The 25,970-nt window shown below is 37.1% G+C and carries 26 protein-coding genes; 17 read left to right on the forward strand and 9 right to left on the reverse strand.

The annotated features are described in order from the left end of the window. The first annotated feature begins 9 nt into the window (after window positions 1-9). Window positions 10-843: an aldo/keto reductase gene (locus N784_RS06620; protein WP_036833509.1), complete on the forward strand. Its 834-nt coding sequence runs from the start codon at window positions 10-12 to the stop codon at window positions 841-843. 35 nt (window positions 844-878) lie between these two features. Here the strand turns inward: N784_RS06620 and N784_RS06625 are convergent, their stop codons facing one another. Genes N784_RS06625 through N784_RS06635 form a run of 3 tightly spaced genes read right to left on the reverse strand, consistent with a single transcriptional unit; the run spans window position 879 to window position 4,611 of the window. After that, window positions 879-1,991: a Ger(x)C family spore germination protein gene (locus tag N784_RS06625; RefSeq protein WP_036833510.1), complete on the reverse strand. Its 1,113-nt coding sequence runs from the start codon at window positions 1,989-1,991 to the stop codon at window positions 879-881. Next, a complete protein-coding gene (locus tag N784_RS06630; protein WP_232305983.1) occupies window positions 1,988-3,106 on the reverse strand; it encodes a GerAB/ArcD/ProY family transporter in 1,119 nt (372 codons plus the stop codon). Before N784_RS06630 ends, N784_RS06625 begins: the two co-directional genes overlap by 4 nt. A gap of 8 nt (window positions 3,107-3,114) precedes the next feature. Then, window positions 3,115-4,611 carry a spore germination protein gene (locus N784_RS06635; protein ID WP_036833512.1) on the reverse strand — a complete coding sequence of 499 codons (1,497 nt, stop codon included), beginning with the start codon at window positions 4,609-4,611 and terminating at the stop codon, window positions 3,115-3,117. A gap of 139 nt (window positions 4,612-4,750) precedes the next feature. Between N784_RS06635 and N784_RS06640 the strand changes: the two genes are divergently transcribed. From N784_RS06640 to N784_RS06670, 7 genes are all read left to right on the forward strand, one after another. Beyond that, entirely contained in the window at window positions 4,751-5,602 is an 852-nt protein-coding gene (locus N784_RS06640) for a S1C family serine protease (protein ID WP_036833514.1), read from the forward strand. Between the two features lie 341 nt (window positions 5,603-5,943). Next, on the forward strand, window positions 5,944-6,684 hold the full coding sequence (gene sigI, locus N784_RS06645) for an RNA polymerase sigma-I factor (protein WP_036833516.1): 741 nt from the start codon (window positions 5,944-5,946) through the stop codon (window positions 6,682-6,684). Continuing rightward, complete coding sequence (locus tag N784_RS06650) at window positions 6,681-8,030, forward strand: anti-sigma-I factor RsgI family protein (protein ID WP_036833517.1); 1,350 nt, start codon at window positions 6,681-6,683, stop codon at window positions 8,028-8,030. The genes sigI and N784_RS06650 overlap by 4 nt, the downstream gene beginning before the upstream one ends. A 337-nt stretch (window positions 8,031-8,367) precedes the next feature. Continuing rightward, entirely contained in the window at window positions 8,368-9,957 is a 1,590-nt protein-coding gene (locus tag N784_RS06655) for a DUF6583 family protein (protein ID WP_036833518.1), read from the forward strand. A 35-nt stretch (window positions 9,958-9,992) separates the two neighbouring features. Beyond that, window positions 9,993-11,219 carry an ABC transporter permease gene (locus N784_RS06660; RefSeq protein WP_036833521.1) on the forward strand — a complete coding sequence of 409 codons (1,227 nt, stop codon included), beginning with the start codon at window positions 9,993-9,995 and terminating at the stop codon, window positions 11,217-11,219. Further along, window positions 11,182-12,240, forward strand: coding sequence for an ABC transporter permease (locus N784_RS06665; protein ID WP_036833523.1), 1,059 nt, complete (start codon window positions 11,182-11,184; stop codon window positions 12,238-12,240). The genes N784_RS06660 and N784_RS06665 overlap by 38 nt, the downstream gene beginning before the upstream one ends. Then, window positions 12,237-12,962, forward strand: coding sequence for an ABC transporter ATP-binding protein (locus N784_RS06670; RefSeq protein ID WP_052127170.1), 726 nt, complete (start codon window positions 12,237-12,239; stop codon window positions 12,960-12,962). Before N784_RS06665 ends, N784_RS06670 begins: the two co-directional genes overlap by 4 nt. A 191-nt stretch (window positions 12,963-13,153) precedes the next feature. Here the strand turns inward: N784_RS06670 and N784_RS06675 are convergent, their stop codons facing one another. Both N784_RS06675 and N784_RS06680 read right to left on the reverse strand, forming a co-directional pair. Next, complete coding sequence (locus N784_RS06675; RefSeq protein ID WP_036833524.1) at window positions 13,154-13,750, reverse strand: TetR/AcrR family transcriptional regulator; 597 nt, start codon at window positions 13,748-13,750, stop codon at window positions 13,154-13,156. Between the two features lie 152 nt (window positions 13,751-13,902). Continuing rightward, on the reverse strand, window positions 13,903-14,157 hold the full coding sequence (locus tag N784_RS06680; protein ID WP_036833597.1) for a YhdB family protein: 255 nt from the start codon (window positions 14,155-14,157) through the stop codon (window positions 13,903-13,905). A gap of 171 nt (window positions 14,158-14,328) precedes the next feature. Between N784_RS06680 and N784_RS06685 the strand changes: the two genes are divergently transcribed. Beyond that, complete coding sequence (locus N784_RS06685; RefSeq protein ID WP_156965195.1) at window positions 14,329-14,475, forward strand: imidazoleglycerol-phosphate dehydratase; 147 nt, start codon at window positions 14,329-14,331, stop codon at window positions 14,473-14,475. 81 nt (window positions 14,476-14,556) lie between these two features. After that, a complete protein-coding gene (locus N784_RS06690) occupies window positions 14,557-15,138 on the forward strand; it encodes a YhcN/YlaJ family sporulation lipoprotein (protein ID WP_036833527.1) in 582 nt (193 codons plus the stop codon). Between the two features lie 264 nt (window positions 15,139-15,402). On the opposite strand, the gene N784_RS06695 is transcribed toward N784_RS06690, so the two are convergent. After that, window positions 15,403-16,089, reverse strand: a complete 687-nt coding sequence (locus N784_RS06695) for a DUF421 domain-containing protein (RefSeq protein ID WP_036833530.1) — start codon at window positions 16,087-16,089, stop codon at window positions 15,403-15,405. A gap of 126 nt (window positions 16,090-16,215) precedes the next feature. Between N784_RS06695 and N784_RS06700 the strand changes: the two genes are divergently transcribed. Both N784_RS06700 and N784_RS06705 read left to right on the forward strand, forming a co-directional pair. Further along, entirely contained in the window at window positions 16,216-17,628 is a 1,413-nt protein-coding gene (locus tag N784_RS06700) for a SpoVR family protein (RefSeq protein ID WP_036833531.1), read from the forward strand. A gap of 107 nt (window positions 17,629-17,735) precedes the next feature. Beyond that, window positions 17,736-18,239 (forward strand): ferritin, encoded by a 504-nt coding sequence (locus tag N784_RS06705; RefSeq protein ID WP_198134405.1) that lies wholly within the window; start codon window positions 17,736-17,738, stop codon window positions 18,237-18,239. Between the two features lie 67 nt (window positions 18,240-18,306). Here N784_RS06705 and N784_RS06710 read toward each other — a convergent pair whose 3' ends face one another. After that, complete coding sequence (locus tag N784_RS06710) at window positions 18,307-19,359, reverse strand: 2,3-butanediol dehydrogenase (protein ID WP_036833533.1); 1,053 nt, start codon at window positions 19,357-19,359, stop codon at window positions 18,307-18,309. Between the two features lie 126 nt (window positions 19,360-19,485). Here N784_RS06710 and N784_RS06715 point away from each other — a divergent pair, with 126 nt between their 5' ends. Beyond that, window positions 19,486-20,397, forward strand: a complete 912-nt coding sequence (locus tag N784_RS06715) for a LysR family transcriptional regulator (protein ID WP_052127171.1) — start codon at window positions 19,486-19,488, stop codon at window positions 20,395-20,397. Window positions 20,398-20,482: 85 nt separating this feature from the next. Continuing rightward, entirely contained in the window at window positions 20,483-20,905 is a 423-nt protein-coding gene (locus N784_RS06720) for a DUF6526 family protein (RefSeq protein WP_036833535.1), read from the forward strand. Window positions 20,906-21,025: 120 nt separating this feature from the next. Here the strand turns inward: N784_RS06720 and N784_RS06725 are convergent, their stop codons facing one another. Continuing rightward, window positions 21,026-21,571, reverse strand: a complete 546-nt coding sequence (locus N784_RS06725) for an RDD family protein (protein WP_036833537.1) — start codon at window positions 21,569-21,571, stop codon at window positions 21,026-21,028. Window positions 21,572-21,583: 12 nt separating this feature from the next. Beyond that, window positions 21,584-22,567: a signal peptide peptidase SppA gene (gene sppA / locus N784_RS06730; RefSeq protein WP_036833539.1), complete on the reverse strand. Its 984-nt coding sequence runs from the start codon at window positions 22,565-22,567 to the stop codon at window positions 21,584-21,586. 195 nt (window positions 22,568-22,762) lie between these two features. Between sppA and N784_RS06735 the strand changes: the two genes are divergently transcribed. The 3 genes from N784_RS06735 (at window position 22,763) to N784_RS06745 (ending at window position 25,949) form a co-directional block, all read left to right on the forward strand. Beyond that, entirely contained in the window at window positions 22,763-23,161 is a 399-nt protein-coding gene (locus tag N784_RS06735) for a hypothetical protein (protein ID WP_036833540.1), read from the forward strand. Between the two features lie 155 nt (window positions 23,162-23,316). Next, window positions 23,317-24,498: a glycerate kinase family protein gene (locus tag N784_RS06740; RefSeq protein WP_036833542.1), complete on the forward strand. Its 1,182-nt coding sequence runs from the start codon at window positions 23,317-23,319 to the stop codon at window positions 24,496-24,498. Between the two features lie 14 nt (window positions 24,499-24,512). Then, on the forward strand, window positions 24,513-25,949 hold the full coding sequence (locus tag N784_RS06745; protein ID WP_232305985.1) for an SLC13 family permease: 1,437 nt from the start codon (window positions 24,513-24,515) through the stop codon (window positions 25,947-25,949). Window positions 25,950-25,970 lie beyond the last annotated feature (21 nt).

Here is a 25,970-nt window from a genome sequence, read left to right on the forward strand (position 1 = left end):
CATTACAGGATGAGTTTAACTGCTACAACAACATTAGCAAATGGAGTACAAATGCCTTGGCTCGGTCTAGGTGTATATAAAATGGATGGAGATAATGAAGTAAAAGAGGCGGTTGCGTCAGCACTTGAAATCGGATATCGCAGCATTGATACGGCTTCTTTCTATGATAATGAAGAAGGGGTAGGACAAGCAATTAAACAATCGACTATCCCTCGCGAACAATTATTCGTAACGACGAAAGTGTGGAATAGTGAACAAGGATATAATGAAACATTAGCAGCGTTTGAAAGAAGTTTGACGAAATTGGGACTTGAATATATTGATTTGTATTTAATCCATTGGCCAGTACCAGGGAAGTATAAAGATACGTGGAAAGCGTTAGAAAAGCTTTATAAGGATGGGAAAGTTAGAGCTATTGGAGTTAGTAATTTCCTTGAGCATCATTTAAAAGATTTATTAAAAGATGCAACCGTTAAACCAATGGTCAATCAAGTCGAGTTTCATCCACAATTGAGTTCACGATCTTTAAGGGACTATTGTAGCCAACATCATATTCAAGTAGAGGCATGGTCACCATTAGGTAGAGGGAGATACTTAGATGACGATACGCTACAAGCACTAGCAACCAAACACGGTAAATCGCCTGCACAAATTATGTTACGTTGGGATTATCAGCACGGAGTAGTAACGATTCCTAAATCAACGAAAAAGCATCGACAAGAGGAAAATGCAGCAATTTTTGATTTCCAACTATCTGATGAAGATATGCAGCAATTGGATGGTCTTGATATCGATAAGCGTTACGGAAGACATCCAGATGAATTTGATTATGAAAATAGTTAATAGGAAGAAGCCCACATTCGATGGGCTTCTTCCTATTAACGTATAATACCGCTGCGAAGCAATTGTGTTTCTACATTGAATTGTACGCTTATATCAGGGAAAATTTCTCGCCATTTATCTTCTTTTAAAGCTTCGGCTCCCGTGTGCTTCTGATAGATTAATCCAAACCCAAATGGATCGGATTGTAACTGCTGCAATTTTTGGAGTAGCTCTTCTAATTGCATGGGTATATACTTATTCATATATTGCTCAATTTGCTTCACATTCTCTTCTTTATCCAGTGGGATATTCTCGGATATTTCCAACAACCTCGCTTTTAGATTTATATTCACTTCAAAATGTAAGTTGTGCATGTCAGTTAACTGGATATTAGAACGGCTACGGATTTCATCTAAGTTTATATAGATAGTAGGTGATTCGGTCTTTTGATTCATGACTTCTTGTGGAATAGATAAATCTAATTGACCAGCTTTATATTGATCGCGTATCAGTTTAATGAAAAAAGCATCATCTGTTGAAATCGCCCCTACCATTTGATCATTTTGCATGATGGCAAGCTGTTGTATAGTTGCTTTCCCATTCACCGTTGAAATCACTGGTAAAATGGGATCAGATCCATAGTCATAATAATTGTATAGAAATTCATGAAGGGTCGTGTCAGGAATGATTTCATCTTCAATGTTTTTCTTAATCAGTTTGTGCAAATAAACACCAATGTTCGGTGCATCCTCATAATTCTCAATAGCAAGCACTTCTTTAGAAGTTGTGTCACTAACTGCTAAATACAACATGTCTGAAATGTCAGAGTCGCGTTCTATTGTATCTAGTAATCGCATAAGGCCTTTTTCTGCTACTTCTTGACCGTATAGAATGACATGTAGCTGGCCAAAGGAGAGGTCCTTACTCGTCTTTAGATTAGCCTTATATAGAATCCCTTTAGTAGTATTTCCTTGACTAGAAATGTTTTGTGAAATGTTGGTTGCATTCGGATCAAATTGATGAATGATATGGGTTCCTTCTATGCGCTCGTTTTCAAGTAAATCAAAACCAATTGCAGTAACAATACCTAAATATTCTATATAGTTTTTTTGAACGCATCCTGAAATAATAGTTACGATACATAATAGTACGATAAACATATTCCTCATGGGGTGTTCCTCCCCTTTAATTGTTGCATTTTTTTCTTAATCACTATAAGAAGATAAAGTATCCAAGGATATACGAAAACGATATAGAACCCAATGTTTCCAGCGGAAGTAGATAGATTACGAATCATGGTACGATCATATACTATACTAACAACAAGATAAAGAAGGAACGCTAAAACATAGAGGGCATGCTTTTGTTTGACATGGTATAATCGTTTTGCTCCGTAACTAATGAGCCAAGTAAATAAAATAATGTTCGGTAATATGATGAATATCCAAAAAGCAACAGCTAGAAAATCAAACCGTTCAATAATTGGTGAGGTAACAATTTTAAACATAGAAAGAGTGGGCCAGATTTGATTTTCTAATTGTGGACCACTGAAGTAACCAATAGAAACAAAGGTAACGAAAAATAAAATAAAGGTCGTATAGAAAACAGCAGAATGGGCTGCTACGGCGATTTTCCTCTTATTTATAATGAAAGGGTAAATAAATAGCAAGATTTCTAATCCGATCACTGTATAAGATGTTTGATAGGCGCCCATTAGTATATCTCGCAAAGGCGCTTGAATAATGGGGAGGTAATGAACCCATTCAATCAATGTAATCGGCTTAATAAGGAGTAGCATCATGAAAGAACTAACGAAAAAAAAGATGAAAGAGGTTCCTACTGCAACTCGAAAGCCGCCATTTATAGCGTATACAGCTAAAGCAATTAACAGAAATGACAATTGGTAGTTGGGTATATCTGGGAAAATATACACTTGTACTACTTCAATATAAGTTAAAATAATGCTACTTACAACTAAAAATAAATACGATAAATAAATAGTTCCGAGCAATAAACTAATCCATTTACCGAATAATTTCTTCTGAATCATAAACAAATCAGCATTTTCGTATTGTTGAAGCAGTTTCACCATAATAAATACCGTTAAATGGAGAAGTATGCCAGTAAGTAGCACAGATATCCATGCGCTGCCTTTTGCTTGGATAAATAGTATTTGAGGAATGCCCATGATACCTGCCCCTATTTGCATCGAATGGATAACGAAGAAAATGTAGAAAGCAGATACTTGAGCGTTTTTATTTATATTTGGGCCTGATGGATGCACAGTTATCCCTACTCATCAATGTCTTTTTTTTCTTTTGCTTTTAAACTAGAAAAGCGAAAAGAGTCTTTTGGTTGACTAGCTAAAGGTCTTGTATTATTTTTATTCCAAGGTAATCGAAAGAAATTATTATTGACATCCTTTAAAATGAAAGGATAAATCGGTTCTAAATAAGGTCTTCCTAATGAAGATAATCGTAATAAGTGAATAATAAAAAAGGCGCAAGCTGCAAAGATGCCGATGAATCCCCATAGTCCAGCCATAATGATGGTAGGGAAACGGATGATACGTATGGCTGTACCCATCATATAGTTTGGGGCGGTGAAAGAACCGAGCGCACTTAAGGCAATAATGATAATAAGGATGTTGCTTGTAAAACCAGCTTGTACAGCTGCTTGACCTAAGACAATACCACCAACGATGCCCATAGTTTGACCGACCTTCGTTGGTAATCGTACTCCTGCCTCACGCAATAGTTCGATGACTAACTCTAATAAGAGCGCTTCTATAAGTGGTGGAAAAGGAACATTTGAACGTGATTGTCCTAAGGAAACTAATAATGATGAAGGAATGACTTCATAATGATACGTTAATGCAGCTACATATGCAGGTGTTAGTAAGATGGATAGAATTGTCGCAATAATACGTAAAATCCTTAGAAATGTTCCCATATTCCACCGCATATATACATCTTCAGTTGATTCTAATAAATTAAATATCGATATAGGTACAATGAGGACGTGTGGGCTTTTATCAAGTAATATTCCAATTCGTCCTTTTTTTATTTCATAACATAACCGGTCTGGTAATTCTGTTTGTAGTGATTGAGGAAACATACTTGTTGATTTATCTTCAATTAATTGCGCTAACACAGATGTATCTATCACATCATCTATTACTAAATCATTAATGCGTTGTGTAACCGTTTGGACATTCTCTTCATTGGCTAATGATTTTAAATAAACGACTCTTACTTCTGTAGGAATTCTTTCGCCAACCATAAGTTTATCCGCTTCTAGGTCACCGGTGTTTAATCGCCATTGAACGATGTTTAAATTCGTCTCTAACGACTCGGTAAAGGAAAGTTGTGGTCCGTAGATGAGGGACTCATTTTCTGCTTTATCAACAGATCGTTGTTTTACTTCAGAAATGGCATATGTTAAAGCTTGATCATCATGCTCTATATACACACAACAATGACCTTGCAATAAGCTTTTTATGATAGGTGTTAACGCTTCATACGATCGTCCTGCTATAGGAATCGTGTTCAATAAATGTTGATAATGAGCGTGTTGTGAAGGTAATTGAACAATCGTACTTAAAATATGTTTGTGTAGCTCTTTTTTGTTAATTTGATAGGAAATATAGAATATCGCCACTTGCTTTCGACCAATCGTATAGGTAACCATCTCTAAGTCTGGACTGTCGTGTAATGCGCTTTTAAACTGATTGTGTAGCACCTCAATAGAACATGGAAAATGGGGACGATTTTTCTTTCTTTTCCACATATATAATCCCCCTTCATTACGTCACTATTGTTAGTATGGGGGGAATTATAAAAAATATTACGAAATACTTATGTCGAATAATATTGACTCTAAATTAATTACTATACTTGGTGTAATATGTAAGGAAAGGGAGACGGTAATGAACGAACAAAATGATCAAGGTAAACGTGATGTTGTGGATGATGACTTATTTGAAGAAATAGAGGAAGAAGAATTGCTTCAGCTTGTTGAAGAAGAGCGAGAGAAAGCATTGAAAAATAAAAATACATCAGAAAAGCGCAGAACTTTGCCTAAATGGCCGTTTTGGCTGATTGCTATCGTGTTATGTATTAATATTATCGCAGTGATACCGAATACATTTTCGATTCCTGCTATTGAGTTTCTAAAAACGTCAGCACAGTTATCTACAGATCCAATCATTAAGGAAGATAAAGAAGCTGTCGTAGTAGTTAAGGCAGGGAAGTCAAAAGGAACAGGGTTCTCGATTACGAGTGATGGTTATATTGTAACGAATTATCACGTCATTGATAATGGAGAAAAAGTAACCATAACATTTCCAGAGGACGGTCAATTTCAAGGGGAGGTTGTCGCAGAATATGAAGAAATTGATTTAGCGCTGTTAAAAGCGAGAGATGTACAAGGTGAGCCAGTTGAGCATATACCTTATCTCCCTTTAGCAGAACAAACATCCTTTGAAGAAGGAGAAGCCGTTCATTTTATAGGTAATCCTCTTCGTTTTTCTGGCATTGCCAATGAAGGGAAAGTAATTGGTTATACCCATTTGGGGGATTGGCAAGAGGAAGTATTTATGTTAGATGCTCCAATTTACCATGGGAATAGTGGCAGTCCTGTTATTAACGCAGATGGTAAAGTAATCGGAGTAATCTTCGCTACAATAGATAAAAATCAATATGGAAAAGTAGGCTTAGCGGTACCAATTACATATTTTCATGAACATGTAGAAGAGATTCCTAATCTTCATGTGCCATAAGGAATACAACTATCTCCTCCAATAAGTGGGAGATAGTATTTTTTGTTATTTCTGAAAAGCCAAGTTTTTAAATTAGAAAAGTAGGGTATAGAGTAAAGGTTCTATTGTGTTTACAATAAGTGAGAAAAAACCACTCTATTAAATGGTAGATTCCTAGTTTGATTTAGTGTATGATACCCTTATTGAATATGGCTCAAACCCTTGTCATGATAGGAAAATGATGTATCAATTATGACAAGGAATGAAATCATTCTGTAACAAAAATGAAAAAAACAAAAGGAACACCACCCTTAAATCAATCGACAAAAACGAAAAAATATAATAGCTGGAGGTGATAAAGGTTGATTAGGCGCCTACTTCATAATAAAGGAGAACAAAGTCTCGAGGAACAAGTAGAACTTGCTAAATCGGGCAACGAACAAGTATTGAATGATCTCCTTAAAAATTATCAACCTTTTATCGCCAAAAGTGTCTCAGAAGTTTGCAAACGATATATAGATCCTTCTAAAGATGATGAGTTTAGTATTGGGTTAATGGCTTTCCATGAAGCAATCCAGTCGTACTCTCGAGAGAAAGGCAGTTCATTTCTCTCGTTTGCTAAATTGGTTGTGAAACGAAAAACGATTGATTATATTCGCTATGAGCAGCGGAACCTAGCTGTAGCTACTTTAGATCAAGACTGTGATGAAGAGGAGAAAAGTGAGAATCCTCAAGAAGTTCGTGCTGCGCTTGATCGTTATGATATAGAAACAGTGAACTGGTATAGGCGAATAGAAATCCAAGAGTATTCGGAGCAATTAAAAACGTATAACTTATCTTTTGATGAGCTAACTAAAGTGTCTCCGAAGCATAGAGATGCCAGAGAATCTGCCGTCAAGGTAGCTCGTACTATATACAATGATGAATATTGTAGAAGCTTTGTTTTGCAAAAGCGTAAACTTCCTATGAAACTTTTGGCTGAAAAAGTCGATGTTAGCAAGAAAACACTAGAACGTAATCGCAAATTCATATTGGCAATCTTTATTATATTGCATGAGGATTACGTTTATTTAAAAGACTATATTAGGGAGGTGGGCCTTTGAGAAAAGGGGTCATTATGGAATTGCACCGTCGTTATACGATTGTAATGAGCCAAGATGGGACATTCCATAAAGCGAAACCTGTGGGAAAAGGTATACTAGGGGAGGAAATTATCTTTGAACCATTAGAAGAGAAGAACCGGTTTCCCTGGCTTTTTTCCAGAAATTTAATTCCTAATGCTCGATTTATCGCTGTACTACTTGTTGTCTTAATAGCCGCGATTCCTTTTTATACGTGGTATGAATCCAAACAAGTGTACGCGTATGTAAACATTGAAATGAACCCGAGTTTAGAGTTAAGAGTAAACGAGCATATGAATGTAACAGAACTCATCCCATTAAATGAAGATGGGGTATCATTTATAGATTCCATTCACCATTGGGAGAACGAACCAGTTGAACAAGTAGTTGCTTCTATTATTGAGCGAGGACGACAGAAGAAAGATATGAGTGAATTAAGAGAAGTTCTAATTGGGATTAGTTATGATGAACCGACAGATAATCACTTACTAATCGATCGTATTGACAAACATCTTGAATCCAACGTGTCTGATGTTGTATATGCAACATTTGAAGTACCTAAAGAATTTTATAAAGAAGCTCAACAAGTGGATGAATCGATGAATGAAATATATGCGGAAGCGTTAGAAGGTACCGAAAGTTCTGTGAAGCAGATGAATACGAATCAAGAAACATCTCCTAATCCGACAATGGATAGTAAAGAAAAAGAAATGATTCAATCTTTTTATTATAATTCAAGTGAAAAGGCAGATCAGCTGGAGAGTATATCTAGTGAAATGAAATATGATATTACGAAAAGAAGCGATGAAGGAGCTTCTTCATTTATATATAATGAACAATACAATGTGGACGAACTTCTTCAAGGTATCCCACCTAGTTTAAAGAAGGACAGTAGCGAGAATATTGCTCAAACCTTACCGGCACATATTCAAGAAGAAATCCAGAAATCAGTAACAGTAAGAGAAGCAAGAGAAGTATTGATTCAATATTTACAATCGACTAAGCCTATAACACCATCTAAACATAGTCAGCCAACATTAAAAGAGTCGCCTGACCGACCTAAAAAAGCGAAAGACCACGAAGCAGATGCTCCACCTAAAAAAGCGAAAGGCCATGAAGCAGATGGCCCGCCTGGAAAAGCGAAAGGCCATGAAGCAGATGGCCCGCCTGGAAAAGCGAAAGGCTACGAAGCAGATGTTCCACCTGGAAAAGCGAAAGGCTATGAAGCAGATGTTCCACCCGGAAAAGCGAAAGGCCACGAAGCAGATGTTCCACCCGGAAAAGCGAAAGGCCACGAAGCAGATGGGCCACCAGGACAAGTGAAATGAATTACACAAAAACATCGTTATCTATAGAAATGGATAGCGATGTTTTTGGATGATTTTAAGATCGCGCGTAGATGTTAAATGTCGGTTAGAAATCCCGAGTGCGATATGTTGGGTTGAATTAGGGGGGAGCCCAATATGTAGTTGGTATTTCTTTGTTATAGGGGTAGTAAAAGTGTAAGAGGTGTTATATAATGGAGCGCGTGGTATGTAGTTGTTATGCTGGTATAGGGTACTATTTTAGGAATAAAGAGGGTTTTCAATAGAATATCAACATAGTATAATAATAACCGAATTTACATACTGTGATTAGTAGTTTAATTAAAAAGGGGAGAAATGCATGACTGAACAGAAAAAAGGTGTGAACAAGTGGCTTGTTATCGTTATTTCTGCCATTGTCGTTATTGCATTAGGTGCTACTGCTTTTGGGGTAATGAAGAGCAATAGTCCGATGGCGATGTATGCGAATGCAGAAAAGGATACACTTACTACTAAATGGGATAGGTTAAAGGAATATAATAAGAATTCATTTGTTTTGCAAGAGCGTTTAATGGAAGAAGCGTATAAAGCGGATGCAGATATGTCTGTAAACGTAAGTGCAGAAGGTACACAAGTAATACCTGAATTACAAATGATTCAAGGAATTCTTTCTACTTTACAACTGAAGATGGATACACAAGTTAATCCAGAGACAAATGAAATGTTTGGTGGATTGGATATTCAGCTACAAGGAACAAGTTTAGCTAGCGGAAGTATATATCAAAATGAAGAAAGTACTGGCGTGAAAGTTCCATTTCTTTATGATAAATATTTCGCTTTAAAAAACAATGAACTTGGTGACTTTATGGAACGTATGGGGGAGCCGAGCCAAGGAGTTACAGAAATTCCGAATTTCGTTGAATCAAATAAGGCAGCTTTTACACCTGAACAAATCAATGAAATTGTAGAAGACTATAACGAGGCATTAATGAAACATATTTCTGAAGATCAGTTCACTTTAGAAGAAGGTGTAACATATAACGAAAAGAAGTATGACAAGGTAACGATTGAAATCAGCGAAGAAACGGCACAAGCAATGGTTACAACGCTTTTAGAGAAATTGAAAGAAGATGAAAGATTGTGGGAAGAGTTTGATAAACAAATGAAGCTTCAGGGGCTTAACCCTCAATCAGAGCAAGAATCTATTAAAGAATCCATTGATGAAGCGCTTGCGAACGTAGAGAAGATAACGTTGCCAAATGGTATTGTAGGCGAAGCATATATTAAAGATGACGTAGTGGAACAAGAGACTTGGACGATTGAAATTGCTAATGCAGAGGAAAAAGACACTTTTACTATTGTTTACGCGAATGATTATTTGAAAGAATCTGAAGATGCATACACATCAAACACAACACTTGAAATTTCTAATTCTAAAGGTAAGATGACATTGAATCTTGATGAAAAAGGAAAGCCAAACAAAGATGGTTTTCACGTTGATTATACAATTGGTGTAGCAACAGAAGGAGAAGCAGGTGATTTCTCTGGAGATGTTGTTTTAAATGCAGATTACACTGAAACTTCTATTAACATGGAATTTGATGTTAATATGCAAGAGCAAGAAGGTATGGAGTCGATTCCTGTTGTTGATGGTTACATGAACATGGAAACATTGAATGAAGAGAAGGATACATTCAACAATAAGATGGACATTGGTGTAAATGTTGTGCCAAATGATCCAGCGATGGCAAATAGCAAATTTAATGTTGAATTCAACATAGATCAGAATTATACGTTCACTGACGACTTAACCTTCCCATCTCTTGAAGGAGAAGAAGCAGTGCAAGTAATGGAGAAATCCGATGAAGAACTAGCGAAAATTGTTCAAGAAATAGAGAAGAATTTTGAAACGTATATGCAAGGCATGATGGGTGGATTAGGCGCCTTTTAATTACAAAAAAACAGAAGTAGGAGGCAGAGTCGAATATGAGTGTGTTCTCGTTAGCATTAAATGAATTGAGGGGGACCATTCTGAGGCCTGCCCCTCTTTTTTTGTCCATTTTTATTCCGTTCATGCTAGCTTTAGTGGTATTTTCGATTGGTGTTTCTCTAAAGGAAGACATTCCTATTATTGAAGTCGCTATTGTGGATGAGGATCAAACGTTTGAAACGAAAGCGTTAGTGAAGCAACTGTCAAACGAAGAGGACATCCAAGAAGTGTTACAACTTACAACAGTCGACGAAGCTGAGGCAAGAACAATGTTTGCAAGTGGAGATACTCCAGCTATTATTCACATACCTGCTGACTTCACTTCTAGCTTACGAGCAGGAGAAAATACACCGTTACGAGTTATTACAAACCAACATACTCCGTTACAAGCGAATATGGTGGAACTGTTATTATCAAGTGGTTCTCAATACATATCGGCATCACAAAGTGCGGTGAATACGGTGTACGATTTATATTTGAAGGATATACCAGTGAATCAACGCAAGGAAAGGTTGCAACAAACAATTATTACCTATACGTTGTTTGCGTTAAACCGAAACAAAGCATTTGATACAGAAATGGTGCCTAGTGGAACGAATAGCGGTTGGGCCATTCATTTATGTGTTAGTGTTAGCATTACGATGTTGTTCATTTGCGGGCTCATATTGCAATGGTTGCAAGCTTCTTTTCTATCCACAGCTATGAAACATCGACTAAGGGCGTTTCATGTTACAGAACTCCAGCTTTATATAGCTAAATCGTTTAAATGGCTTGTCGTATGCAGTGTATGTAGTCTAATTGCTAGTTACAGTACGTTTTTTTTCGACGTGAATTCTGATGTGTCTATACAACAGTCACTCCTTTTTATCATGGTTGGTATTTTCATTGCTTCTTTTCTGTCATGTATGGAAGGAGTTGTGCAACAGCCACATATAAGGAGCTGTATGCTGCTTGTGATTGGCTTTGTAGCAATGGGGGCTGGCGGAGTATGGATTCCATCTATTTATTTACCATCCTACGTAGAAACTGTCTGGAATCCATTCGCAGCAAGCTATTTACTAATGGAGAACGTACTGATGAATGAACCGCTTTCTACACAGGTGATTGCACCACTAATCATCGTTAGTTTGCTGTTATGGATGTTCGGTTTACTCGGTGCAGTTAGAAGGGAGCGACAACAGTCTTATGTACCTTTCTTTACATCTTCGAAAATGGAAAACTAAATCCGTACGCTCGCTCCTTGCTATTACATTCCCACTCATATGCTTTTTTCTCGTGTATCCATTTATGCAAACAACTGTACAAGATACTGCTGTTCCCATCGCACTTGTTGATGAAGATCAACAGGAGTTTAGCGAATTGATGGTGGAAAGGCTTTATCAGGAAGAACGGATCCGCATTCAACTTATGACGCTAGAAGAGATGAATCATGTTGTACAAACTGGGGAAGTAGAAGCAGGCTTTGTTTTGGAAAAAGGGTTTACAGAAAGTGTTCATAATGGACAAATAAACGATTCGATTCGTTGGATACGGTCTGAGCGTTCTACCTTCGACCCGTTTGCAAAAGAGCTTATTGGTGCAGAACTGATGAGAATCGTGTTAAGCTCCAAAGCAGCAAATGTTGTCTCTGGAGAAGGGGTTGCTACATGGGAAGAGGCTTACCGATATGCAGAAAGCTTTTGGCAACCAACACCATTGTTTGAAATGGAATTTGAACAAAGAAATCAAAACAATCCGTCATCTTCCAGTCCTGTAATACAAATTAGCGAGCAAATCATATTCGCTTTGTTTTTGTTATATGCTTGGGGACTGGGCCTTGTATTGTTTCCTTCGATCATTAGAGAGAAGAATTCTGGAATTGTCCAACGAATTAAGTTGATGCAACATCATCTATTCTATTATTATGCTGGAAAATGGTTGAGTATTTTAATTGCAGTTATTGTCACGTATATCCTTTCTTCCTTTGGAATGTTGCTCGTAATACCAACATCATTATGGTTGCCGTGGGTGATATGGGGAGTATGTGTACTAGCTGTGACTGTGACGATTTGTTATGGATTGTTTGTCCTTTGTCGTCATTCGAAAAATGTATTAGTAGTAATTGGGCTTTATAGTCTCGGTTCATTTATCATGTATATGATGGTGTTATCCAGTATCGATTTGGGAGGAATGGAAGTAGCGTCATTCTTTCCGCATGTTTGGTTTGGAAATAATCCATTGACGTATTTAGGAGGGATAGAATGATTGAACTTGTGCAAATTGAAAAGTATTATAAACGTAAGCAAGTGCTAGCGATTCCTTCTTTTTCGATAGAAAGTGGTGCGGCATATGGGATTTTGGGTCCGAATGGAGCAGGAAAATCGACGTTACTTAAATTAATTGCCTCTATCGAGAAACCGACAAAAGGTACACTTTACTTTAATGGTCAGCCTTATCGTCACGTGTTGAAACAGGTGAGACAGTCGATTGGGTACATTCCTCAAGATATCGCATTGTATCCAGAATTAACTGTTACGCAGCAAATGGATTTTTGGTTGCGTCTATCATGGAAACAGGCCGATCAAAATTTTTTGAAGAAAATGAAACGAACCCTCCGACTTGATGAAGTAGCACATAAACGGTTGAATGAGTTATCAGGTGGTTGGCAGCGTAAATTAAATTTATGTATTGGAATGATTCACAATCCTAATATATGCCTATTTGACGAACCAACTGTTGGAGTAGACATTGCTGCAAAAGAAGATATTATAGAGTGGTTATCCACGCTACATAACGAAGGGAAAACACTTTTATATATTAGTCATGACCGATATGAGTTAGAGAGGTTAAGTGATCATTATGTTGTCATGGCAAATGGTACGATGTTGTTCCATGGCGATAAGTCACTACTACAACGTAACAAGGATACAATTTTACAACATGATAGTTCCCATCAAGAGTTAACTAAAATTCTTTCTCATTTATAAATAAGTCGCTTGCCCATTTAGGCAAGCGACTAGTAGTAGGAGAACGTTTTCATACTTCGATTCCGTATAATAAGCAATTGCTTATCAGCTAGAACCTTTGTAGTAAGAAAAAGCGCATCTCTCTCTTTAATAGAGAGTACGCTTATTATAAACGTCCTTTGCGTGGGACATGTGTGGTATGTTATGGGAGGTTAGTCAGTACCTGCTATACCGTAAAAGAATAAGTGCATTACTTGCTCGTAAAAATGCTGCAATTGTTCATGGTCATAGGACTCGTTCAAATGGCGTAACGATGCTTCACTGTACATGTTAATGTAGAACATGAGCGTGTCTACCGTAATATCATCTCGAATGAATCCTTCAGCTTTTCCTTGCTTTAAAAACTCCGTAAAAAAAGGCTTGCTATACGTTTCATTAAACTGTTCCATAAATGCATGAATTTCAGGCTGATCGAACATGACGGATCGAATGAATTCTATATGAAAGTGCTGCATATCTTCCTGTTTTAAAGACATGAGCATTTGAATTTTTTTATCAAAGACAATCGTTTTGTCATATAAAATGGATTCCATTTCATCCAATTGTTGAAAAGCATAATGCTTGATGGAGTCAATTAATAATTGTTGCTTACTTCCGAAATAATTATAAATAGTAACTTGAGACACTTCAGCATGTTTTGCGATTTGCTGTATACTTACTTTTTGCAATCCATGTTCAGAGAAAAGGCGAAAAGAAGTATCAAGTATGTTCTTTTTTTTCATTTCTGTTCTTTTTGCAAATCCATTCATTAATTCCACCTCTTACCTCACATCATACCTTTAGTTTTGAAGTAAAGCAAACGTTTTAGTACAAAATTATGCCAGTTAAATATTAAAAAGGAATAGCGCTAGGTGCTTCCCCCAAAAAGTCTTTGGTGGTTCCCCTAATGCTATCCCTTTTATTACGTAAACGATTCCTGTTGTTCTAAAGATCTGTGTGGTGGTAAGTGCGTCATTGCGTGGTCAATATATTGCAGTAATTGTTGGTGCGATGCAATTACCTTGTCATCTTCTCTAGCGTAATGATACGCATGTAAAAACATTTCAATTCGTTTAGACAATACATCATCTTCCGTTCGTACCATTAATACGAGCAAATCATCCCATTGCCCCCACAATGTAAAATACAATGCCTTATCGTAATCAGCAATATAAATCGACATTTTTTTGCCCCTTTCATAAAGGGTTGTTTGTAGTGTGACCTACTAACAGGAAGAGCACGCTATAATAATGTTGGTGTACTTGTTAAAGTATGGCGACAACAGGAAAAAGTGCTTGTCATATTCCACTTTTGCCTCACGCATGATACATGTATAGGAGGGATTTCATTGACAAGTAAAAATGGAAGTAAAGGTAGTCGCAACCAAAGCACTCAACAATTTACCGGTGAAATAACAGGCGATACAAACAAAGGCAAGGCATATCGCTCGAAAAAAGGGAGTAAATCACAACTGAAAAATCCACAAAATCATTAAGGGGATTTTTTTAAGCATAAAGTAAAGGATGCTAAACATACTAAGAGCATAGATAAAAAATTGCTTTTAGGAGGAATGAACATGAATTTAAAAATATTAGGTGTAACAGCACTTTCCGCGTTTATGCTATTTGGATGTAATACAGACAATAACAACAAAGAAGAAGCGGGAATGAACAACAGCTATGAAAATCAAAACAATGATTATTCGCCAGAGGATGATGGATTTAACAATGTAAATTATGACCGTCCAAATGGTGGACTAGATGGACAAGACTATAATGAAGAGAACATTGGCAATGAAGATACGTATAGAGATAATAATCGCAATGAATATACGGTAGCACGTAAAATTGCTGATCAAGTTTCCGATAAGGTTGAGGATGTAGATAGAGCCTACGTTTTAAAAACAGAAAATAATGCGTATGTAGCGGTAACATTAGACAATGGGGAGAACCGTTTAAATGATCCGCTAAAAAAAGAAGTAGCAAAAGTTGTAAAGAAAACGGACAATGATGTGGATAACGTGTATGTATCTGCTAATGAGAAGTTTTTTGATATGACGAATGATTACGCACAAGATGTACGTAACGGAAAGCCGGTAGAAGGGTTCTTTGAAGAATTTGGCCAAATGATAAATCGCATTTTTCCAGAAGCAAAGTAAATAAATATGTTCCCTGTGTAATATTAACTGTGTAAGTAGGAAATGCGTACAATTTCTTACTTACACAGTTTTTTATTTGGAAGAATATAAAATATAAAGTTAAAGACCTGCGGTAATATGTTAACTGAAAGAGACGAATGGTAAACCGTTAAAGGAAAAAATAACTACCCTTCTATTAAGAAAATTGATTCCTATTTAGCGACTAGAGGAAACCCATTAGAGAGCTTCAGGAACTGAGCTGAAAGATAACTTTTGTCCCCATGCTTATGCTTCAGAGCGGGGGGATTGTTCATATAACATCACTTCCAATGCATCGTCATTTTCTAAACAATAAGCGAAAAAAATATCATGAATGTTATTGAATCCCCGCTCGTGTAACATTTCTTCTAACCACGTTACTTCTTTGTTTATTAATTGCAGGTTTCTCTTCTGAATAACACCTTCTACAATAACAGCAATCGGGATGCCTTCATAATCTTTCTCCAAGTGCAAATCGGCAGGTGTAACTGCTGCATATTCACGCTTTGGTATGACGCTCACATCTCCATTTGGTTCTAAAAAAGCATATTCAATGGATGCAACGTGAGCGTGACCAGACGTTCTTAAAACGGAAAGAAGTTCACTAAGCGAGAAATGTGACTTCCTTAAATTATTCGGCAGTATTTTTCCGTGACGAACGAGTACAGTTGGTTCTCCTATAATCCAGTGCTTGATTCGATTGTTTAAGGTAAGTTTTGAAATGAATAAATGCGTTACACCAATCCCTATTATACCGATAAAACTTTGCCAATATGTCTCAATCTTTATTGGTTGAAACGCAACGTAAGCTAAGAAGAACAATGCAGCAAAATCATGAGGTGTAAGTTGTGCTAAAGCAGATTTCCCTAGTAAGCGAATGACAATGATGTACAAAACGAATACGAGCAACAAAAGCGGAAGGAAGGTTAACATAGCAATATCTCCTTTCTTCTGTAGTGTTCGTTGTTCAAATAAGATTATACGAGTATTACCTTCAAGTCATTCTCGAATGCTTCTTTCATACACTAATAGTAAGACAGGTACGAAAGGGAGATGAACGTGAATACACAGGATCATAAAGAATTGCAGCGTGCGATACAAGAGATTACAGAGATAGCAGAAGGATTTGGTTTAGACTTTTATCCTATGCGTTATGAAATTTGTCCTGCGGATATTATTTATACATTTGGTGCATATGGAATGCCAACGCGTTTTTCCCATTGGAGCTTTGGGAAGCAATATCACAAAATGAAACTACACTACGATTTAGGCTTAAGTAAAATATATGAACTCGTTATTAACAGTGATCCTTGTTATGCTTTCTTATTAAATAATAACAGTCTGATTCAAAATAAACTCATCGTTGCCCACGTCCTTGCTCATTGCGATTTCTTTAAAAACAATGCTCGTTTCGCCAACACAAACCGTGATATGGTCGAGAAAATGGCCTCTACCGCAGATAGAATAGCTTATTACGAAAAAGTACATGGACGTAAAACAGTAGAGGAATTTATTGATGCTGTCCTCGCCATTCAAGAACATATTGATCCGTCTTTGCTACGACCGAAACTCGCGTGGACATTAGAAGATTTAGAAGAAGAGGAAGAAGACAAACCTCTTCCAAGTCCGTATGATGATATTTGGCAAATTGGCGAAGAAAAGCCAAAGAAGGAGACAAAAAAGAAAAAAAAATTCCCACCACAACCGGAGAAGGATGTCGTTCTCTTTATTGAAGAATATAGTCGTGAGTTAGAGGATTGGCAACGGGATATTATGACGATGATGCGCGAGGAAATGTTGTATTTTTGGCCTCAGCTAGAAACGAAAGTGATGAATGAAGGATGGGCTTCTTATTGGCACGCGCGTATCTTACGTGAATTAGATTTGACAAGTGGAGAAGCGATTGAATTTTCAAAATTGAATGCAGGAGTTGTGCAACCGTCCAAAACACAAATAAATCCATATTATTTAGGGGTGAAATTATTTGAAGATATAGAAGAACGATACAACAATCCAACTGAAGAAATGAGGAGATATGGTATTAAAAAAGGGTCTGGTCGGGAGAAAATATTTGAAGTGAGGGAAGTGGAGTCAGATACTTCTTTTATTCGTAATTATTTAACGAAAGAATTATGTGCCCGGGAGGATATGTATTTGTTTCAAAAGCAAGGAAGGGATTATAAAATAACAGATAAAGATTATGAAGCGGTTCGTGACCAGCTCGTGACGATGCGGGTGAACGGAGGTTTTCCTTATATTACAGTGCAAGATGGAGATTATTTGAAAAATGGCGAGTTATATTTGAAACATCATTACGAAGATGTAGAACTAGATGTCGATTATTTAGAAAAAACCTTTCCATACTTGTATCAACTTTGGGGAAGAACCGTTCATATGGAAACATTTATTGAAGAGCGAAGTGTATTATTTTCCTATGAAGGGAAGAAGGTGAATCGGAAGTTTATCTCCTGAGTGTGTTTGTAGCAAGACGATTTCCTTTAATCCTCTAAGTATTAGGCATAAGAATGGGTATGTTTCATATCGTGTATAGAATATATAATAAAATAGGAGGAGTTGAAATGCTGAAAGAAGAAGTTCAACAGTTGATTAATCACTTGATTCAAATCGAACATGTTTCAACAACCTTATATTTAGCTATGTCAGCTTATATGGATCGCAAAAATTATACAGGGATGGCAAAGTGGTTACGGTTACAATCAGAAGAAGAGCGTGAGCACATGTTGATGTTAATCCGTTATTTATCAGGAAAAGATGGTGTAGTGGAAATTAGTGAAATGTCGAATCAACCAACCGACTTTGGCACTCCACTAGAAACATTTCAAAAGGTTTTGGAACATGAACAATTTGTTACCAATGCCTATCGAAAAGCTTACGACTATGTCAAGCAAGTGGATCCTCAAACCGTAGTTATTGTCGAAGACTTTCTAAGAGAACAAATAGATGAAGAGGCTCAGTCCCTAACTATTGTCGAACGGTTGAAATTAGCTGGAAATAGTCCTTCTGCCTTATTACTTATTGACCAAGAACTAGGACAAAGGCAAAATGGCACTGCAGTAATATAGATACACAAAGTACTTGTCAAATAAAAAAAGCTATGAAGACAGGTTTTGCTGTCTTCATAGCTACTATTTATGATTTTTGAATATCAATTAGAATTTTAGCTTGGCTCTTATCATGAGTGAGCAGTTCCATTCCATCTTCAACAATATTCTCTAATTTAATCTTCTTTGTAACTACTTTTTCTATATCAAGTTTTCCAGCTGCTACTAAGCTAATGACTTCTGGATAGATGTGGCGATAGCCAAGAACAGATGTTAAATAAGCTTCTTTCAACGTCAGTTGCATCATATCTATTTTGATTGGTTCAGGAATGATTGATACAACCATAACTTCGCCTTGTTTTCTAATTACGGAAAGGGCATTTGCTAATGTTGCTTCGACACCCGCAACTTCATATGCTACATCAACGCCGCCTGGAGCTTGAGAAAGTATTGTTTTTATAGCATCTTCTTCCATAGCGTTAATTGTACGAGTGGCGCCTACTTCTTTCGCTTTTTGTAATCTCTCTGAAGAAACATCTATTGCATAAATTTCGGAAGCACCTGCCGCTTGTGCAGCAATAATGGTTAATAGTCCAATTGGTCCTACACCAAAGACAGCTACTTTGTTTCCAATTTTCATGTTACTTTGTTTAACTGCATGAAAAGCAACAGCTGCTGGTTCAATTAAAGCCCCTTGTTCAAGAGAAAGGTTATCAGGTAACTTGTGCACAAAATGGGGTTCTACAGTAACGTATTCAGCGAAACCACCGTTGTCATGTAAGCCGATAAACCCAGAATTATCACACAGATTATAATTGTTATTCTTACAGTGTTCGCATTCACCACAATATATAAGTGGTTCGATAGCGACACGATCACCTACAGATACGTTGTCAACACCTTCTCCAACTTCCGTTATTACACCAGAAAATTCATGACCCATTGTAAGCGGTGCCATTACTCCAGTAACTGGATGAGGCGTACCTTGTTGGATGACATCTGCACCGTGATAAGCGTGCAAATCACTACCACAAATCCCGGCAAAGGCAACTTTTACTTTTACTTTTCCTGGTTGAATGACTGGTTCTTCTACATTTTCTACGCGAAGATCATTTTTTCCATACCATACAGCTGCTTTCATATTTTACATCCCCTTTTAAATATCTAAATAATAATCTTATAATTTTATTATAATGGTACCATATGATTAAATAAAATTAATGATAGTTATATATACTTAACTGTAACTTATGGAAAGGTGACCTTTATGAACATTGAACAACTTGAATATATCGTAGAAGTAGCGAAGTGTCAGTCTGTATCTAAAGCGGCGGAGTCACTGCACATTACTCAATCAGGTGTAAGCTTGTCTATTACGGCATTGGAAAAAGATTTAGGGATAAAAATATTTACTCGTTCAAGGCTAGGGGCTATTCCTACTGAAGAAGGTAAAGTAATAATAAATAAATCGATAAAAGCCTTAGAGGCGATACAAGATATTAAGAAAGAAGCGTACTTTTATAGTAATTCTATGTCTGGCTCATTACGTTTTGAAGCAATACCTGGTCTCATGTCTCCTATGGTAAAAACGTTTTCCTTTTTGAAGAAAAAATACCCAAATCTTAATATAGAAATTTCAGAAAAAGGTTCAAGTGAAATAGTGGAAAATTTTAAAGCGAATAAAATTGATGCGGGGTTCGTAGCTTTAAATCAAGAGATGTTACAAGATAAAGTAGGGTCGGATTTTGAACCATTCGTAACGGGAAAAATGGTTGCTTGTGTTGGAAAAACTTCTCCTTTAGCACAGCGGAGTCGAATTCATCCTGAAGAAATACGAAATGAATCGTTAGTTTTATATAAAGATGATTCGGTTGAGTGGTTTGTGGAAGACTTTAGCGCTAAATTTGGTTCCGTTCAAGTGTTGTATAAAACGAATAACATCCACGCAATTGAAAGTGCTTTAAGAGAGGGAGGGGCTATGACAATTGGCCATGATTATTCTTTTCTCAATCATCCTAGTGTTATAAGTGGGGATTTAGTAACGCTTGATTTAGCGCCATACCCACAACAAATCGTCTACTTCGGTTGGTTAAAGAAACCAAATGAGCAAATGCACATGATTTCTAAACAAATTATTCAATTGTTTAAGCAAGCATTAACAGGAACGGATTTATTGTGATATGTATTTCGGTATACTGAGTCAATATGATACCCATGTAAGATGAAGTTATTATAGTATATATAAAGAGAGGGGAGATGAAATAATGAGTAAACAATCCTTTGAGCACCACAGCCGCTATCACCCTTTACAGCATTTCATTTGGTTGCCGCTTAGTTTCATTACGATTATTACGGCTATCGTATATGTTGTTCGGGAGGGTTTTTCATTAGGTGTATTCATCATGTTCATGCTGATTATGATTAGCATTATTGCTGGCATGTTAGCGAGGTTGAATGCATTAAAGCTGCAAGATCGTCTGATTCGGTTAGAGGAACAATTTCGCTATTATACGCTAACCAATAAGCGGATAGATTCACGCTTGACGATACCGCAATTAATAGCGCTAAGGTTCGCCTCAGATGAGGAGTTTCCAGCTTTGGCAGAGAAAGCAGCTAATGAAGCAATGAAACCAGATGAAATTAAAAAAGCGATTCAAGATTGGCGTGCAGATGAACACAGAGTGTAAGCAGTGAATAAGCATCCCTTTCGGTTTGTGTTAGAGAGGGGATTTAAGTGCACCTATGTTTGTATTTAGTGAAATAGTAAATAGGAAAGCAGGACCTACTCTAAGTAAGTCCTGCTTTCCTTATATTTCGTCAACCGTTTGTTGTTCAAGGTAATCATTAAGCTTTGTAAATCGATTGCGAATTACGGAAGTATCTGCGAAGAGATCATGAATGCCTTGATGGCGCTTAGTAAATGCAACGACGATGTAGGGTAATCCGCTAAACGCCATGCTAATGTAACGGCCAACACACTCTCGGAAAATAATTTGTCCGATTGTCAAAGGTTGGTCTGCTAATGATACGACAGAAATGCCAAGAATCATTTTACCTAAAGTCGCTCGAAAGAACTTCGTCATTAAAATAAAGTAGAGAAAGAAAATAATCGTTGTAGCGATATTGGATACGCTAAACATGTTAATCCACAACGTTACTTCTTGTAAACCTGCCATTTTGATGATAGGGTGCACTACAATCGAATTGATTCCCCAGATGACCATTAAGTCAATGATATAGGCGACAAAACGAGAACCAAAGCCTGCAAATAGAAAGCGTTGGATGTCATCCTTTTGATGCTGAATCACGGGTAGAATAGGATTGTAGGACGTTTGTTGTTCTGTTGTTTCCATGTGAGTCCCTCCTTATTCAGTGTACATGTACATCAATTTTGGACCTTGTCGGTTTTTCAGCAGTTGTTCGACCATGCGTGCTTCACTGTTTGGTAGGATGTTCTCAGCTAATGGCATACCAAATAATGTTCCGAAACCAGCATCGTATTCGATGATTTGTGGATTACCACCAATTTCCTCTTTTAGAGCAAGTAAAGCATCTTCTTGGAAACCAATTTCGTCCACTAGCCCATTTTCTACAGCTTGTTGTCCAGAATAAATACGTCCATCTGCTAGTCTCTTCACTTCGCCTTTAGGCATATCGCGGCCTTCTGAAATGATTTGGACGAATTGCTCGTAGGATTCATCAACCATTTCTTGCATAATTGCTTTCTCTTCCTTTGTCATCTCTCTCATTGGATTCATAATATCCTTAAATTCCCCACTTTTGAACGTATTATATTTAATACCAAACTTATCAGCTAATTCTTGATAGTTGACACTTTGCATAATAACGCCGAGAGAGCCTGTTAACGTTTCTTTTGATGCATAGATTTGATCAGCAGGTGCAGCTATGTAATACCCTCCTGAAGCGGCCATACTCCCCATAGATACATAAAGGCTTTTATCAGCTTCTTTGATCTCTAGTAATTTATCATGAATTTCTGCGCTTTCATATACACCACCACCTGGAGAGTTAACATTTAATAAAACGCCTTTAATCGAAGCATCTTCTTTAATGGTTTCTAACTCTTCGAGAAACTGCTCGTGTTGGTAGCCTGCTCCACCAAACGGAGATGCAGCAGTGTTCATAATTGTGCCATCTACATCGATCATCGCAATTCGATTAGTTAAATCCCCATTTTCCACAACTTTTTCAGCCGGTTCATTTACCCCTAACATGGAAGTAGTGCTTTGAGTGAAATTCTCCGTCATGAATAATCCGACTGCTTGAAAAATGATTCCTACAAATAAAATGCTTGCAGCAATAACTAGTGCTATCATTCTTTTTTTCATTTGTTGTGCTCCTTTCTTTTCCATTGTTAAATAAATAACATTCCACTTACATTGTATTCTACGAATGGTGCTTCATGTATGTTTCACTTCTTTAAGTAATGAACGATAAAATCATAACATATTCTGTTATAATATGTATATCGTATGTTCACTTCAATCGTTATTCGTTTGTTCATTAGGTATGAGGAGGAAAAGATGAAGGACGTTATTTTATTTTTAGCAGAAGTGGTTGATTTTTTTCATGATGCCTTTTATGCGCTATCTGAATCGTTAGGGTTACAGCTGACAGATAAGGAATTGCATTTTTGGATTATTGGTATCATGGGAATTGTTAGCTTTATCATAGTTGATTTGGTGTTTCATCAACTAGCGAAATTAAGTATTTCTGTGTTGTCGTTTATTTATACGTTTACGTTTGTTCTTGTGTTTGTGTTCGCTTTAGAGATTCAACAAGGTGTAACAAATAGTGGTAATATGGAATTTGATGATGCGGCGGCTGGTATTATTGGATTCTTTGGTTTCTTTGCTGCATATGGAATCATTCGTATCCTTTTGTATAGTTTAAAGAAGATAGTTCAACATATACGTAAGTAAAACAATAAAAATGCTTTAAGATGCAGGAACCTGTATGTTAAAGCATTTTTTTCATGTTCATATTTTCTAATCAATTTCTAATGTTCTGTTAACGAAGTATTAGCTTTAGGACGGTACGATGGCAAGTAAGATGTAAAACTGAGGAGGAAATGATAATGAAAATCGTATTAGTGCCGTCCGGCTTTAAAGAGTGTATAGATGCTGAAAAAGTAGGATTAGCAATGGAACGGGGAGCGAAGAAATTTGATGACCGTAATGAAATAGAGATGATTCCAATGGTAGATGGTGGAGAGGGATTTGCAAAAACGATTACCAAAACAAAAGAAGGAGAAATGATATATGGTGATGTACGTGGACCTGTTGGTGACCCAGTTACTGCTCACATTGGTATTTATGTTGAAAATGGGGAACGTATCGCGGTTATTGAAATGGCTGCTGCCGCAGGGTTGAAGCTAGTTCCATTAAATCAACGGAATCCGTTAAAAACGACGACTCATGGGGTAGGAGAACTGATATTATGCGCATTAGATTATGATGTGGATCGTATTTTAATCGGTTGTGGTGATTCTGGCACATCTGATGGTGGTGCTGGTATGGCTGAAGCTCTAGGGGTACGTTTTATGGATGATTTAAATCACACTGTCAAAATCAATGGTGTAGAGGACATAATAAAAGTTAGGCATATTGACATGTCACAACTAGACCCACGTATAGCTGACGTTGTAATCGATGTTGCATGTAATTGGACAAATGTATTATGCGGCGAAAAAGGGGTTGCAAGAGTATTTGGACCACAGAAAGGAGCTACACCACAACAAGTTGACCTACTATCGGCAGCACTTGAACATTTCGCGAACCTAATCGAGAAAGCGTTTTCGATAGATATGAGATTAACGCCAGGTAGTGGAGCATCAGGAGGACTTGGAACAGGATTAGTCGCTTTTGCCAAGGCAACGTTGCACCCTCGCTTTGACGTCATTAAACGTTATATTCAAATGGAGCAGAAAATTAAAGAAGCTGATATTGTCTTTACAGCAGAAGGTAGTATCGATTTTCAAACGCCAAATGGAAAAATCCCAACAGAAGTGGCTCGAATAGCTAAGAAATATGATAAACCAGTTGTGGCTATTACGGGGACTATTGGGAAAGGGGCCAAGTTAAATTATGAAGTAGGGATTGACGCATTTATTAGCATTATTCCGAAACCGACTTCTTTACAAAAAGCCATGGAGCATGCTAGTAAATGGATTGAAGGCAGTATGGAGTCCGTGCTTCGACAAGTGACAATTGGCTATCAAATGGCTAAACGTAAACCAGATGATGAAAAGGTAAGTTAACGATGGAGACAAGAATGGCAAGACGGGAAAAAAGGCATAATAGCTTTCTATCCATGATAGAACACTTTTCAACGAAATCACTAGCCATTGTTAGTGCTCATGTTGGATATTTATTGCTTGTGTTGTTAGTAGAAGGTCTAGACTATGAAGCGCGAGTTGCCTTATTTGCTTTTTTATCGTCTATGACGTTATGGGTTACAACTAAGCTTCCTGCCGGATTAGTAGCAACTTCTCTTATTGTTTTTATAGTATTGATGAAAGGGAGCAGTCCTGAACTGCTCTATCACTCTTTGTCAGAAGAAGTGGTTTGGCTCATACTTGGTTCATTTATTATAGGAGAAGCGGTCATGCAATCTGGATTAGCTGATCGACTAACCGCCATTTTGGTACAAAAAGCAAAAACAAAAAATAAACTAGTGGCAAGTGTTGCTTTTTTATTATTTTTCTCTTCTTTATTTATTCCATCAACATCTGGAAGAGCAGCCTTATCGATGCCTATGATTCATCAATTAAATAATCGCTTTACATCAAAAGAGTTAAGTGTTTTAGCTATCATGGCACCTACAGTCATCTTAATGAGTACTTCCGCTACGTTAATAGGTGCGGGTTCTCATTTAATAGGTGTTAGCTTGCTAGAGCAAACGACAGGGGAAACGATTTCCTATGTACAATGGTTTATTTGGGGGATTCCTTTTGCTTTTGTTATTACCTTTTTAACTGTAGTTATTATAAAATGGATACTGTGGCCAAAATCCCCAACTACTTTTAATGAGGAGCAAGAACAAGGAGAAAAAATAGTATCAGGTAAGCTATCAAATAAAGAGAAAAAGTGTGTGGTTCTTATAGCGTTTTTAATTATTGGATGGATGACTGAAAGGGTACACAGCTATGATATTGCATTCATTACAGTAATAGGTGCCTTACTTATGATGGTTCCGCGCTACGGTATTATTGTATGGAAACAAGGTGTAAACGCTGTATCATGGAACTTGATTTTATTTGTAGCGGCTGCGACCGCCTTAGGAAAAGTGTTAGTAGATACAGGAGTCGTGTCATGGATCGAACAAGAATGGATGCAGTTTCTCTTTATGTTTGACCATGCTCCTGAATGGTTTATTGTATGCACTATATTAATTGTAACCACTACGAGTCATTTATTGATTACTTCGCATACTACACGTGCCATCGTACTCATTCCAATGTTGCTTATTTTTAGTCAAACGATGCAGGTTGACCCAACAACGGTTGTGTTTTTAAGTTTAATTGGAATAAATTACTGTGTCACCTTTCCAGTCAGTTCGAAAGCGTTACTTCTTTTTTATGAAGAGGGGAATGTTTCTTATGATGCGAAGCACTTACTTAAGATAAGCGCCATTCTTTTACCTGTATATATTATCCTAACACTATTATTCTATTTCACCTATTGGCAGTGGACGGGGATGAATTTATAAATGAGGTGATACATGTGGCAG

The sequence above is a fragment of the Pontibacillus litoralis JSM 072002 genome (assembly GCF_000775615.1).
Taxonomy (GTDB): domain Bacteria; phylum Bacillota; class Bacilli; order Bacillales; family BH030062; genus Pontibacillus; species Pontibacillus litoralis.

What these genes read in the sequence shown, in the direction of transcription:
- N784_RS06620 (WP_036833509.1), top strand. Translation starts at nt 10, where the DNA reads ATGAGTTTAACTGCTACAACAACATTAGCAAATGGAGTACAAATGCCT.
- N784_RS06625 (WP_036833510.1), bottom strand. Translation starts at nt 1,991, where the DNA reads ATGAGGAATATGTTTATCGTACTATTATGTATCGTAACTATTATTTCA.
- N784_RS06635 (WP_036833512.1), bottom strand. Translation starts at nt 4,611, where the DNA reads ATGTGGAAAAGAAAGAAAAATCGTCCCCATTTTCCATGTTCTATTGAG.
- N784_RS06640 (WP_036833514.1), top strand. Translation starts at nt 4,751, where the DNA reads ATGAACGAACAAAATGATCAAGGTAAACGTGATGTTGTGGATGATGAC.
- N784_RS06655 (WP_036833518.1), top strand. Translation starts at nt 8,368, where the DNA reads ATGACTGAACAGAAAAAAGGTGTGAACAAGTGGCTTGTTATCGTTATT.
- N784_RS06660 (WP_036833521.1), top strand. Translation starts at nt 9,993, where the DNA reads ATGAGTGTGTTCTCGTTAGCATTAAATGAATTGAGGGGGACCATTCTG.
- N784_RS06665 (WP_036833523.1), top strand. Translation starts at nt 11,182, where the DNA reads ATGTACCTTTCTTTACATCTTCGAAAATGGAAAACTAAATCCGTACGC.
- N784_RS06670 (WP_052127170.1), top strand. Translation starts at nt 12,237, where the DNA reads ATGATTGAACTTGTGCAAATTGAAAAGTATTATAAACGTAAGCAAGTG.
- N784_RS06675 (WP_036833524.1), bottom strand. Translation starts at nt 13,750, where the DNA reads ATGAATGGATTTGCAAAAAGAACAGAAATGAAAAAAAAGAACATACTT.
- N784_RS06690 (WP_036833527.1), top strand. Translation starts at nt 14,557, where the DNA reads ATGAATTTAAAAATATTAGGTGTAACAGCACTTTCCGCGTTTATGCTA.
- N784_RS06695 (WP_036833530.1), bottom strand. Translation starts at nt 16,089, where the DNA reads ATGTTAACCTTCCTTCCGCTTTTGTTGCTCGTATTCGTTTTGTACATC.
- N784_RS06705 (WP_198134405.1), top strand. Translation starts at nt 17,736, where the DNA reads ATGCTGAAAGAAGAAGTTCAACAGTTGATTAATCACTTGATTCAAATC.
- N784_RS06710 (WP_036833533.1), bottom strand. Translation starts at nt 19,359, where the DNA reads ATGAAAGCAGCTGTATGGTATGGAAAAAATGATCTTCGCGTAGAAAAT.
- N784_RS06715 (WP_052127171.1), top strand. Translation starts at nt 19,486, where the DNA reads ATGAACATTGAACAACTTGAATATATCGTAGAAGTAGCGAAGTGTCAG.
- N784_RS06720 (WP_036833535.1), top strand. Translation starts at nt 20,483, where the DNA reads ATGAGTAAACAATCCTTTGAGCACCACAGCCGCTATCACCCTTTACAG.
- N784_RS06725 (WP_036833537.1), bottom strand. Translation starts at nt 21,571, where the DNA reads ATGGAAACAACAGAACAACAAACGTCCTACAATCCTATTCTACCCGTG.
- sppA (WP_036833539.1), bottom strand. Translation starts at nt 22,567, where the DNA reads ATGAAAAAAAGAATGATAGCACTAGTTATTGCTGCAAGCATTTTATTT.
- N784_RS06735 (WP_036833540.1), top strand. Translation starts at nt 22,763, where the DNA reads ATGAAGGACGTTATTTTATTTTTAGCAGAAGTGGTTGATTTTTTTCAT.
- N784_RS06740 (WP_036833542.1), top strand. Translation starts at nt 23,317, where the DNA reads ATGAAAATCGTATTAGTGCCGTCCGGCTTTAAAGAGTGTATAGATGCT.
- N784_RS06745 (WP_232305985.1), top strand. Translation starts at nt 24,513, where the DNA reads ATGGCAAGACGGGAAAAAAGGCATAATAGCTTTCTATCCATGATAGAA.